The organism is Chloroflexota bacterium (genome assembly GCA_034717495.1).
Taxonomy (GTDB): domain Bacteria; phylum Chloroflexota; class Anaerolineae; order JAAEKA01; family JAAEKA01; genus JAYELL01.
The window spans coordinates 22,751-34,281 of the sequence record JAYELL010000070.1 but is presented as its reverse complement, the minus strand read 5'-3'; the positions used below and the strand labels follow the sequence as shown (position 1 = coordinate 34,281).

Sequence of the window (11,531 nt, the reverse complement as noted above, 5' to 3'; positions counted from 1 at the left end):
GCGATCGAACAAGGGATTGACGACAGATGAACGATCGTGTATCATGGTTCAAGTCAGGTTGGTGTCATTTCTCTTCTCAAAAGTTGGTAACCAAATCAATCACGGGTCGTTGGTTGGCATTGGTGTGGGATGCCTTGTTTCGAGGGAGCCAGGCCAAAGGAAGCAGGTGGGATTATGAAATTGTCAACTCTTGGACGTTGCATGGCAGTGCTGCTCGTATTAGCCGGAATCGCATTGGCATCCCGAATTGCACCAGCTTTCGGGGACTCGGATCCAGGCGCTTCTTCGGATGCCTATCTGAGCAAGACGGGCGCTACCCTGGACCTGCTGTTACAACTCAGCGAATCGCCAGAGCAGGTTGTTGGCGACGACACTTTCGCCAGCCAGGTGAATGCAATCGCCGAAACGGGAGTGATAGAGGTGAGCATTCGCTTTCGGGAGATACCCGAGCTGCCAGCGATCCGCGCACTGGAAGGGCGTCAGGTGAGGTTTATTTACCTGGATGGCGAAATCGCCCATTCCGGCACCGTGTTTGGAGCGATGGTCCCGCTGGAAGTAATCGATGACATTGCCGCCAGCGCTGACATCGTCCGTATTGAGTCGATATGGCAGCCCGGTGTCCATTCCCCTCTTGACACCAGTATCGTAGAAATCAACGCGGACGACGTGTGGGCTCAGAGAGACGGGAACGGCAATCGGGTCATGGGACAGGGCGTAACGATCGCCAACTTCGACACCGGTATCGATGTGTTTCATCCAGATTTCTTCAACGCCGATGGAGGCACCTATGCCTGGCTGGACAGCAACGGCAATGGTGTATTCGACGCGGGCGTCGACGCGGTCGATCTTGACAGCGACGGAAACGCCGCGCCGGATGAACTGCTGGATATTCTGAAGGCCACCTCACATCCTGATTATGGCAGAGGCTATGTTCCGGGCACATATCGGGGGGGGGGTTATCAGTCAGGTCGACTGGTTGTTCAATGACGCCGACAATGATTCGGTACGCGATTTCGGAACTGACGCCGGTTTTACGGAACAAGATCTCACCTATGGAGAACGTCTTTTTTTGTTCGACGATCTGGATGAAAATGGGGAGCTGGATCTGGATGAGCAACTACTTGGGCTCGGCACAAGCAAGATTGCGGGGACCCTGGGGCATGATGTTCTTTCTGGCGGTCGACGTAGGCGATGTAATTTGGTAAACGCTTCGCGTCGAAAGAAAAAGCACCGTATTCGGCCTGCCAATACAATTTGTTCGGTAGGCCCATTTTATTGAACTTGGTTGCTGTCACTCCCTTGATCTGACCCACGAATCTAGCAACGGCGATTTTGGGTGGGATTGCGGCAATTACGTGGGTATGCTCTGGCATACCATTGATAGCGAACACTGTCGCGCCCAGGCCGATGCCCTTTGTGCGCAATAGTTCGTAGATGATCGATTCGACATCAGGCGTGATCAGCGGTTCCCGATGTTTGGTCGACCAGACAAGATGGTAAAACAGTTGCCAGTAGGGCATGATATGGATTCCTGTGGGCCTAAACCTGCACCCGTTTGCCCTCGGCGATGGCCTGCATCAACGCCTCTTTCAGGGCTTTCAGGTAGGCATCTACGTCAGCTTCGTCGGCCAGCCAGGCTTTTTTGAAAGGCACGGCCAGGGATTGGCTGGGAACGTACTCGTATCTGGGTTCTTCGATGACCGGACCACTCTCGGGATCAGTTTCAGACTCCGGTTCCAGCCAGTCGCTCATCTGGCCCAGGAGCTGCGGATAACGCTGCTCCTCGAAGCTCCGCAGCTCGTCCCGAATGACCGCGATCAGTGTATGGACCTGAACGGTCCGGCCGAGCTCGTCGAAGGGCTGCCGCAGTACCTCCTGTTGTTCCGGGGAAAGGTCCTGGAAGTCATCCATGGCCGCCAGCCGCTGCCAGCGACTTTGAAGGGCCTGGCTGGCTTCCTCCCGTTCCTGCTGTACCTGTTCCTGCACCTGCTCTTGCAGATTGTTCAGCAATCCCTTGAGCCGGGTCATGGCATGGTCCTGGTAACAGGTGGGATCAGCCAGGATGACCCGTATGGCCTGGGCGTCGCCGCCGTCGACGTGGGAGAGGTTGGGCGCCTGGTTGTCCAGAAAGCGACGGGCCTCGTCGTAGATCTGGCGTTGCGGCCCGCTCATGAAATCGCGCAAGGGATCGATGACGCTCTCTTTCGAGTCGAAGAGCTCATCCTCGTGCTGGCCCAGATTTTTCAGGTAAAAGGTGTACGGCTTACCGGTCACTTCCTGCAGCAACCGGATAGGCCGATCCAGGGCCGAGAGGAAAGGGTACTGATCCGGCAGACCTCGCATCTGTTCGAGCTCTGTATGCAAAAGGGCCAGGGACGCGGCGGTCTCCTGGGCCAGGGACTTGGCCTCATTGTTGTGAGGCGGCTCGTCGAAGAAATCGCCGTAGAAGTCCTTCAACCGTCGGACCTGCGCGGCGCTGAAATCGATTTGTGGCGCCAGGATCAGATTGCCAAAACCTTGGGTATTGGTCAACGCCTTTTCCAATTCCCCGGATTCCAGCAGGTTGCTGTCCTGGGTCGCCTCGATCTTGCCGCGAGCGTGGAGCTTGGCGGCTCCGCATTGAATCGCAGCCAGGTACCAGCCATAGGGCTTTTTCTCGAAGCGATTCACCAGGCTCAGCATGGTGGTGCGCTGTCCGCTGCGCTGATTTTCTTGCAGAAAGGCCATCATCTCCTGTTCCGCCTCGCTAAAGGTCGTTGGATCATCGCCCAGCAGGCCAGCGGTGGACTGCAGGCACTTGCCAATGTCGTCCTGGGAATAGGTGATACCCCGCAGCATCCGTAGATTGGGATAGGTGCGCACCAGCAGACTATGGAAGCCTTCCACAACCCGGGTTTTCCCGTCGCTGGAACCGCTCTCCACGTCCTGGCCGTTGACGATCAACTTGGACTTGCCCAACAGTTCCTCCACCAGTCTTTGCAGCGTCCGGTGGCGCTCCTGATTTCGAAGACTCTTATCATTCAAGATGCGCCTGACTGTGTCCTGTTGTGTGATGGAGCTGTTCTGGCGGATGTACTTTTCGGTGCGTTTGTACATGCCCAGGTCACGCACCAGCCGGACGCTGGCAGGCATAATCACCAGGAGGTCATCCCTGCCCATCGATTGGGCGCGAAGCAATGTCTCGTTGTCGCTATACTCGTTGAAGGGGCTGATCACCTTGATGCCCAGCTCCTGTTCCCGTCCCAGCAGGCGATCGTCAATTCGTCGCGAGAAGGAGTAGTCCTGGCCGTTTGTTTCGTAGCGGATCTTGCGGTCCCTGATGACATAGTCAAAGACTAACTTGCCCAGTTCCTCGGCCACGGCATCGGTCTCGACTTCGGTGTTTTTGATGTCCTGTTCGACATCCTTCTCCTCGTCGGTCAGGAACTCGTACTCCTCGCCGTGGCGTTGGATGTATGTCTGCTGTTCCAGCAGATCCAGCGCCTGTTCTACCTGTTTGCGCAAGGCTGGCAGGTCCGCATGGAAACTGTCCAGCATCAGGACGGTCAGGTTTCGCGGGGTTGCCTTGAATTCCTTGACATATTTGACCAGAAAGAGGGACTTGAGCAGCCTGATGGCGAAGGGGTCGCCCAAATGGTCTTCGGCAGTTTTGATGGAACGCTTGATCTGCGATTGGATGGTGTTGCGAATGCCCTCAAACATCAAGTCGAAGGTGGCGAGCTGTCCAAGCTGGTGATCGGCGATTTCCATGGCAACATGTTGAAAGACTTCCAGCATGGAGCGCTCCCCCACGGAACGGTGCTGGCCCTCGAAGGCATTATGCTGCGAGAGGCTCTGGATAGCCGACTGGAAGAGCACGAACTGGTAGGGGATGAAGGGATAAATGCCGACGAAGTGGCCCTCGTCCCGGAAGTTGCGGTAGGTCTGGGCGCCATCGCCGAAGTCGAAGAGCATTCCGAAGTTGTTCTTCTGTTCCTCGTACAACTGGCCAATATCAGCCTGGCCGCGCGTGTTTTTGGCCAACAACCGTTTGCGGATCACCTCCTCGACATCCGCGCTGGTCAGTTTCAGGCGATTGGCGAAGCGGGCCTGGATCTTGGAGAAGTCGTTGGCTTGCTGCCGGTCCATCTCGCCCAGGACGGTGGTCATATCCTCCTGGGCGGTGACCACGATCCAGGCTCTGCCGCGGGATTTGGTCGCCAGGCTCTCGGCCACCGTCTGTAGATTGGTCATCAACTTGATGTTGTCGGCAATGTACTGGCCCACCTCGTCCACGAAGAAGTTGAGGCGAAAATCAGGTCCCTGCTGCTGGATATAGGCGTCCACCTGTTTTGCAAAGTCCTCGATCGAGAGCCTGTACTCGGCCCGGTATTTGTCGAGAATACCCTGGGCGCTGGCCAACGGCACACCGGTAATCTGTGCGTAGGCGGAATCGATATTGTGGCTTTCCAGCAGCGCTTGCTCGCGGCCGGCTGTCCAAGCTATGCCCGCGATCTCCTGAAACGTCTCCTTGAATGCCTCATATTGACCGCGGCTATCCAGATCACGCTCAAACTGGGCGATGTACCCCTGTTTGCCGAAGTAGCCACACATCTCGTCGAACACCTTGACAAAGACCGCCAGCAGCGCGTCGAATTCCCCCTTGTGAATCACGTCCGCCTTCTGGTCGATGTTGAACAGGACACTTTGGGACGGGATGGCGATGGCGTTTTTCAGGTCTGCCTGCAGGAAAGAATCCTCCTGCAACTCCGGCTTGTCCATGAAGGCATCAAAGGTCGCCACTCCTTCCACCACGCGGTTTTCCAGCAACAAGGCCAGCATCTTCAGTAAATGGGATTTGCCTGAGCCGAAGAAGCCGGAGATCCAGGCGCCGTTGGCACCCTGGAAGTTGTTGTAGGCGGTCAGGAATTGGTCGAGACCCTTTGCGATCTCGTTGGTAAGGACGTACTCCTCGACTTCAAGTCGCAAGCTGGCTTCGTCATCGGCTTTGATCACACCCTCGATGTGCCGGTCGACCGGTTTGGCAAAATAACCTGAAAGCTTCATGGGACAGCCTTTCTGAGAATCTACACCTGGAAATCGAAGATGTCGAACGCCCGGTAGTATTTATCGTCATGAAGGCGGCCGAACAGATCGAGCGACGCGCCTTCCTCGGGCGATTGGGTGTAGCTACCGGGAAAAAAGAGCACGGTGGGATGATTCTGCGCCTTGCTCTGCAGGTTGTTGAGTACCGTGTGGGAACGAATGTAGGGAAACACCTCGCCCACGCCGCTGATGAACAGAACATCGAAGGGCTGAGCCTGCATTTTCTCGACCATGGCGGGCACCAGGTGGCGCTCGACGTCCAGAACGTTCTGCAGCAACTCTTTGAGTGAGTCCTTGGGCGTTGTTGTTTCGACCTTGATGATGCGATCCCAGATTCCTCGTTCACATAACAACTCGATAGAAAGGTCATATAGGTTGATCTTCAGTACCTGGACGCCGTTGCTTTTCAGCTTGCCCATCAATCGTTTGCCCATCTTGCTCATTTCCACTGCTTGCCGGGGGGGATAGGAGCAAATGAAGAAGGGCACCTCGTTGCCCAGCCCCTGCATTTTGAGGAATCGCGGGCTTGAAATTACATCGAACAGGTGGGCGTAGCGTTGCTCGGGGGATAGCACCGTGGGGTCGGCAGTCATTGGGTATGTCCCGTTACCATTGGATCCGGGGTGGGATAGATCTGGAAGTAGGCAGGGTCGTCTTGTGTGATCACCTGGACCAGGTGTGGGGAAAAGATGGGAGGAATGATTACTCCATCCGTCGATAATAGTTCCCCTTCCCGCAGCATCCGGAAGACGATCTCCCGTTGTTTCTTCCGGGTGGAGAGCGCCAACGCCTCCAGCTCGGGATGCCACTCCGTTTTGTTGGCAAAGAACTGGTCGTAGTCGTTTTGGGTTAACACCGGATTCAGGAGAAGGAACTTCTCTCGCAATACCTCAACAGCAAAATCGTGGATAAAGAGGAAGCGCTTGCAAATGGCCAGCCAGAGCAGGCAATTCTGTTCCTGGCGCAGTCCATCGACGAGCAGTGCCATTTGGGGCGGCGTCAGTGTCTGAAGGCGGGCTCTGGCCTCGCGGAAAACGCGTTTGGCGGCACTCATTGTGCGCATCTGAAGGAGGTTGCCTGTCAGCACCTCATCCTTGACGATGCCCCAATCCTCGGTTTGTACCCACAGTTCAGAAAGGGTGACGCTCTCCCGGTAGAGGAGCGCGCCAGCGGTGAACGACATGAGGTATCTGCTATCTGTCATTGGATTATGATTTTAACAGCCTTTCAACGATCCGTCAATGACGTGGGTCATCTGGGAGGGGTGTGGCACGAAGATGAACAAACTGTAATCTAAAAGTCGAAAAAAAACCTCATGAAGATCATAGACCGGCGGACCGGTCCGTGGCATTGTCATGATTTTCTCTCCGGTGCTTGTCCTGTGTTGTCCGTTTCTGTGTCATCGAAGCGAATCTCGAAAGAGGGGAAAAATCCGGGCTTCAATCTGCGGATATTTTGTAGGCAGTGATCTGTGATAATATGCAAAACGACCATCGATGAACCCAATGACACAAGGAGGATATGATGTTTTTCAAGAGGTTTGAAGGAAAACGACTATTCATGGTTGCTGCTGTCTTGACGCTCAGTTTGATTCTTACTACTTGCCAGTCAGTGCTCATATTCGAACAGCTGCACGGGGGTCTATCTGCTGTTAGCTTAGCTACCGTGGATCTGATCGGAATCTGGATGGATAGAGTGGGAGCCTATACGCAAAGTCTCGAGGATGGAACTTTTCGAGCGGCCGAATCGGTTGCCGGCCTCGAGACTTTGCCACTCGATTGGGGTGGGTTCCAATTGCAGGGAACGCGGCTTATGCTGAAAAACGCCGATGACAACCTCGGCTGTCCTGGCCTCACTGGAAGCTATCAAGTCGCGTTGACCGATAACGGTCAGCTCGACCTGATATTGCTGGAAGATGCATGTAGATTGAGAGGCACTGGCCTGAGCGGCCGCCCTCTTGAACGCGTTGCGCCTTAGGCGTGGTTCGCCCGGACGACCTGGTCACTGCTCATCCGACCTTGGATTCATCGTCTGACTTGCACATCCACAGCAGTCGGGTATAAAAGCAAACTCCCGCCGAATGACAGGAGCTGTGGGGGAGTATCTGTTAGTGGCGACGGGTGGACTTGAACCACCGACCTAGGGATTATGAAGCCCTCGCTCTAACCGCCTGAGCTACGTCGCCGGATAATCAGATGGCTGACAACAGTGCGTCGTCAGCCATCTTCAGTAGCGGGGGCAGGACTCGAACCTGCGGCCTTCGGGTTATGAGCCCGACGAGCTGCCTCTGCTCCACCCCGCATCGCTATCGAAAGATTATACCCAGCTTTGTCGAAAAGTCAAACACTCAAGGACTGAAAAACCGCTCGGACCAAAGCTGCCAGGGCGACACGCTGTGAAAGGTCTCGGGCTCCACCGGTCGTGCCCGGGGCGCTTCCTCGCCAACCACCCAGATCGCGACCTCGTCCGGCTTGGCCCACCCCAGATCGGTGTGCGCCTTTTCGATGACGAAATCGTCGGTCCTGGCGTACTCCAGCAGGGCCTGGTTTCTCTCCAGACGCTGCCGCTCCGACTCAACCTCTCGCTCCCAGAAGGTGACCTCACCCTGCAATTCACTGCTGGCAATCAACCGGCTGGTGTAGCTGAAACAGAACAACACCAGCAGGACGATTCCTGCGATCAGTGCCAGCTGTTTCGGTGCGATTGGGATGTCAGGAAGCTTGCTGGCCACCACGCCCTCCAGGGCTGGTCCTCGGATGGAAAGCCCCAGATGCCAACATCTGGGACCTATCAACAAACAGTGCCGAAGGTGGGATTTGAACCCACACGAGCTATTGCTCACTACGCCCTGAACGTAGCGCGTCTTCCTATTCCGCCACTTCGGCCCACGGCGAAGAGTTTACCACCGCCGCAACGAATTGTCAAACCACTCAGCGATAACAAATATGCCAGGATGTCAAAATACTGACATGTCGAGATGCGGAATGATGACATTCTGACATACCCTTACGGCTCCACCGTCTTGCGCTCCGTAACGATATACCACTGATCCAGGGTGTGGAAACGATCCAGCGGCGAGTTGAGACGCCCAACCTGCACATCCTTCACCTTGCTGTTGACGCCGAAGTTGTAGACGTCGAAGTAGAGCGGCAAGGCGGGCAACTGTTCGGCGAAGATCTCCTGGAATTCGGCATAAAGTTCCATCCGCCGTCCCGGATCACTGACAGATCGGCCCTCTTCCATGATCTCGTCGGCCCGTCGATGGTTCCAACCGGAGTAGTTCTGTCCATCGCCCGCCTGGGTCGAATGCCACAACGGATAGGGGTCCGGATCAGCGCTAAGCTGCCAATGGACCAGCGCTGCTTCGTAATTGCCCGTGGCAAGATGGTCCCCAGCCAGGCTGACCAGGCTGACAACCTGAGGTTTGGCCCACACGCCGATCCGGGCCCACTGCTCTGCCAACGAGTTGAGCACCGCTTCGTCATCGCCAAGCAGGATGAACGACATGGTTATCTCGCCCTGTTGGCGAACCCCATCGCCATCCTCGTCAATCCAGCCCGCATCGGCCAGCATCCGGGCAGCACTCTTTGGATCGGCAACGGGCTTTTTGCTCTCGACATGGGCCCACGTTCCCGGCATAACGGGTCCTGAGGCTGGAATCCCCTGACCCTGCAACGCCTGGTCGATGGTCGCCGGAATATCCAGGGCCAACCAGAGGGCCTGCCGAATTTCAGGATCGGCCAGAAAGGGTGTATTGGGATTGTCCAGGTTGAAATAGACGAAGGTCTCTCCGGCCAGCGGGGCGCTGAAAACCGCCATTTCATCGCTTTCATGAGCGGTGGACAGGTTCCCGGGCAGGATCCGGCTTACCCCGTCGACTTCACCCGCGTCGAAGGCCGCAAAGGCGCTGGGGTAATCAGGGTAGTATCGCAGTTCCAGCGCCTCAAGATATGGATCTGGCCCCTGCCAGAAGGAGCTTGGCTCCAGCCGCGCTGAGAGGGCCGTCATGCCGGTCAGCTGCCAGGGACCGGTGCCAACCGGCTGTTCGTTCAGGATGGACCGGGGCATATCTTCGATGGGCACAGAACGCCACAGGTGTTCCGGAAGGATGCCGATTGTGTTTTCGTACAAAAAGGGAGAATAGGGCTCCTGCAGCCGGAAACGCACCGTGAAGTCGTCGATTCGCTCCGCCGACACACTGCGCCACAGGTCGGACAGGTAGCCAGGAGCCGGGAAATCAGCGCTGGCAAAGGCATCCGATTGCATGACACCGACTGTGAAGAGCACATCGTTGGCTGTGAACGGGGCGCCATCGTGCCAGCGCACATCTTCCCGAAGATGAAAGGTGTAATCCCGTTGATCCGGGCTGATTTCCCAGCTTTCGGCCAGGGCAGGAACCACTTCACCGCGCTCGTCGATAGCTGCCAGGCCCTGAAACAGCAAGCCGCTCAAGTCGCGATCGAGGTCACTGCCATAGCTGAGCAATGGGTTGATACCCCGCGGAAACCCCACTACAGCTTCGGTGTAGACACCCCCGGTCACCGGTACTGTCACGCTGGAGACGTCGAAGGCTGTCGATGCGAGGATACTGGCCAGCAGGATGATGCCGACAAGGGCGATCAATGCCTGCCAACGAATTGCACGTCCCAACAGTCAGAGTCCTTACATGAAAAACGCCGCGCCTCACAGCCCGTGGACGCGGCAATCGGATAGGCCGAAGGCTTGGTGATGGCTAGGAGAGAACGACCATGCTCACCAGAGCCGTCAGAAAAAACAGAAGAGCAACAACCACGGTCAGGTTGAACATGGTTTTTTCCGCGCCCCGCCGTGTGGTCGTAAATGAGCTGTCTCCGCCAAACATGGCGCCAGCGCCACTTCCCTTTGACTGGGCGACAACCAGACTGATCAGGACAACGCCGAGAATCATTTGAACGATATAAAAAACATTCTGCACTTTGTTCTGCCTCCAATTTGACTGGCGAGCATTATACCACGGGCGTTTTGTGAGGGCAAAATGAAGCGTCATCCGATCGACCGGTATACCTCCTGGCGGTCCAGCTTCGCCGGCAGAGGTCCCGCGGTGCTCAGTTTCCGTTCCGCCACTTCCCGGCCAAAAAGCACGCAGGTAGTCGGGCAGTGTCCGTCCAGCAACGCCACCAGAAAGCCCGCCCAAAAGGCGTCGCCTGCTCCGGTTGCATCGACCACCCGCACAGGGTTGGCAGGGATAAGGTGCCGCGTCGCCGAGTCGGACAGCAGGATACCATCTGCTGCCATGGTCAATACGACCAGCTCCGGACCCATGGCATGGTACATGTCAACATAGGCCTCCGGTGACTTTCCCGGACCAAACAGGCGGTGGGCGTCATCCAGCGATGGCTTGGTGATTGTGACATAGGAGAATACCCGCTGCAGCACGCTCATTGCCTCCTGGCGATCGGGCCAGACAGGCGGGTTATAGTTGGGATCAAGCGATACGATCTTGCCCTGCTCGCGCCCCATCTTGCATGCCTCAATCACCGCGGACCGGCAAGGCTCACGCGCCAGGGCGAAAGCAGTCGTGTGGACGACTCTGGCTCGCCCAATCGCCTCGCTGGAGATATGCTCGGGGCGCAGTTTGAAGTCGGCATCGCGCAGCGTCACAGAGTCGGCTGTGCCGGGGGAGCGGGAGATGAAGATGACGCTGGTGCGCGCGGTCGGATCGGAAACGAGGTAACAGGTTTCCAACCCGGCCTGGTGGAAGCTGGACTGCAAAAACCGGCTGAATGGACCGCTGCCCAGGTTGGCAATCAGGGCTGCCGATCCTGCCAGCTTTGCCACGTTAACAGCCAGATTTGCCGGGGCGCCTCCCTGGAAACGGCGAAAATGAGCCGCTTCTTCAAGGGTCGCCGTCTCCTGCTCGGCGATGAGATCCACGATCGCCTCGCCCACCGAAAGCACATCCAGATCGCCGGCGGGAATGTTCACTGTGATGACTTCTCCTTCGACCGCTGGCAGAAGACCGCTGACAGAAGACCGCTGACAGAAGACCGCCGACCGAAGACCGCCGACCGAAGACCGCCGACCGCCGACTGAGGATCGCCGCGCCGCCTTCCCGGCTGAAGCCTCGACTCCAGTCCGACCGCGGTCTGCCGTCCGCCGTCTGCTGTCTTCTGGAAGCCGTCTGCCGTCTTCTGACCACCGACCGCTGACCGCTGTCAACTTCTTTCGTGCCCTTCGTGCCCTTCGCGCTTCGCGGTCTTCGTGAACCTTCGCGCCTTCGTGGTCCAAACGCTCCGACCACTGACCACCGACCGCTGACCGCTGTCAACTTCTTTCGTGCCCTTCGCGCCTTCGTGGTCCAAACGCTCCGACCGCTGACCGCTGACCGCTGTCAACTTCTTTCGTGCCCTTCGTGCCCTTCGCGCTTCGCGGTCTTACCTCACGGTACGCCTGCTGGCGCGTGAACC

10 protein-coding genes and 3 tRNA genes are annotated in these 11,531 nt (G+C 57.0%); 2 read left to right on the top strand and 11 right to left on the bottom strand.

What is annotated here, in order from left to right; genetic code table 11:
• Window positions 1-174 precede the first annotated feature (174 nt).
• Window positions 175-987: a hypothetical protein gene (locus tag U9R25_13410; protein ID MEA3336903.1), complete on the top strand. Its 813-nt coding sequence runs from the start codon at window positions 175-177 to the stop codon at window positions 985-987.
• Window positions 988-1,046: 59 nt separating this feature from the next.
• Here the strand turns inward: U9R25_13410 and tnpA are convergent, their stop codons facing one another.
• From tnpA to U9R25_13390, 4 genes are read right to left on the bottom strand one after another with little or no spacing between them, the layout of a single operon-like run.
• The gene (gene tnpA / locus U9R25_13405; protein ID MEA3336902.1) at window positions 1,047-1,520 is read right to left on the bottom strand and encodes an IS200/IS605 family transposase; all 474 of its coding nucleotides are present in this window, start codon (window positions 1,518-1,520) and stop codon (window positions 1,047-1,049) included.
• 19 nt (window positions 1,521-1,539) lie between these two features.
• Window positions 1,540-5,046, bottom strand: a complete 3,507-nt coding sequence (gene brxC, locus U9R25_13400; protein MEA3336901.1) for a BREX system P-loop protein BrxC — start codon at window positions 5,044-5,046, stop codon at window positions 1,540-1,542.
• 20 nt (window positions 5,047-5,066) lie between these two features.
• Window positions 5,067-5,678, bottom strand: coding sequence for a DUF1788 domain-containing protein (locus tag U9R25_13395; GenBank protein ID MEA3336900.1), 612 nt, complete (start codon window positions 5,676-5,678; stop codon window positions 5,067-5,069).
• Window positions 5,675-6,268 (bottom strand): DUF1819 family protein, encoded by a 594-nt coding sequence (locus tag U9R25_13390; GenBank protein ID MEA3336899.1) that lies wholly within the window; start codon window positions 6,266-6,268, stop codon window positions 5,675-5,677. The genes U9R25_13395 and U9R25_13390 overlap by 4 nt, the downstream gene beginning before the upstream one ends.
• 338 nt (window positions 6,269-6,606) lie before the next feature.
• Here U9R25_13390 and U9R25_13385 point away from each other — a divergent pair, with 338 nt between their 5' ends.
• The gene (locus tag U9R25_13385) at window positions 6,607-7,062 is read left to right on the top strand and encodes a hypothetical protein (protein MEA3336898.1); all 456 of its coding nucleotides are present in this window, start codon (window positions 6,607-6,609) and stop codon (window positions 7,060-7,062) included.
• A gap of 134 nt (window positions 7,063-7,196) precedes the next feature.
• On the opposite strand, the gene U9R25_13380 is transcribed toward U9R25_13385, so the two are convergent.
• The 7 genes from U9R25_13380 to U9R25_13350 all read right to left on the bottom strand — a co-directional run bounded on the left by U9R25_13380 (window position 7,197) and on the right by U9R25_13350 (window position 11,049).
• Window positions 7,197-7,270, bottom strand: a tRNA-Met gene (locus U9R25_13380).
• A gap of 45 nt (window positions 7,271-7,315) precedes the next feature.
• Window positions 7,316-7,387 (bottom strand) — tRNA-Met (locus U9R25_13375).
• A 45-nt stretch (window positions 7,388-7,432) separates the two neighbouring features.
• On the bottom strand, window positions 7,433-7,816 hold the full coding sequence (locus U9R25_13370) for a hypothetical protein (protein MEA3336897.1): 384 nt from the start codon (window positions 7,814-7,816) through the stop codon (window positions 7,433-7,435).
• A gap of 70 nt (window positions 7,817-7,886) precedes the next feature.
• Window positions 7,887-7,970: transfer RNA gene (locus tag U9R25_13365), tRNA-Leu, on the bottom strand.
• A 121-nt stretch (window positions 7,971-8,091) separates the two neighbouring features.
• The gene (locus U9R25_13360; GenBank protein MEA3336896.1) at window positions 8,092-9,735 is read right to left on the bottom strand and encodes an ABC transporter substrate-binding protein; all 1,644 of its coding nucleotides are present in this window, start codon (window positions 9,733-9,735) and stop codon (window positions 8,092-8,094) included.
• Window positions 9,736-9,817: 82 nt separating this feature from the next.
• Complete coding sequence (secG, locus tag U9R25_13355; protein ID MEA3336895.1) at window positions 9,818-10,039, bottom strand: preprotein translocase subunit SecG; 222 nt, start codon at window positions 10,037-10,039, stop codon at window positions 9,818-9,820.
• Between the two features lie 68 nt (window positions 10,040-10,107).
• Window positions 10,108-11,049 (bottom strand): sugar kinase, encoded by a 942-nt coding sequence (locus U9R25_13350; GenBank protein ID MEA3336894.1) that lies wholly within the window; start codon window positions 11,047-11,049, stop codon window positions 10,108-10,110.
• Window positions 11,050-11,531 lie beyond the last annotated feature (482 nt).

Bases quoted from the DNA above. Each gene is read 5' to 3' on its own strand.
- brxC (MEA3336901.1), bottom strand. From the start codon at position 5,046: ATGAAGCTTTCAGGTTATTTTGCCAAACCGGTCGACCGGCACATCGAG.
- U9R25_13385 (MEA3336898.1), top strand. From the start codon at position 6,607: ATGATGTTTTTCAAGAGGTTTGAAGGAAAACGACTATTCATGGTTGCT.
- U9R25_13390 (MEA3336899.1), bottom strand. From the start codon at position 6,268: ATGTCGTTCACCGCTGGCGCGCTCCTCTACCGGGAGAGCGTCACCCTT.
- U9R25_13410 (MEA3336903.1), top strand. From the start codon at position 175: ATGAAATTGTCAACTCTTGGACGTTGCATGGCAGTGCTGCTCGTATTA.
- tnpA (MEA3336902.1), bottom strand. From the start codon at position 1,520: ATGCCCTACTGGCAACTGTTTTACCATCTTGTCTGGTCGACCAAACAT.
- U9R25_13395 (MEA3336900.1), bottom strand. From the start codon at position 5,678: ATGACTGCCGACCCCACGGTGCTATCCCCCGAGCAACGCTACGCCCAC.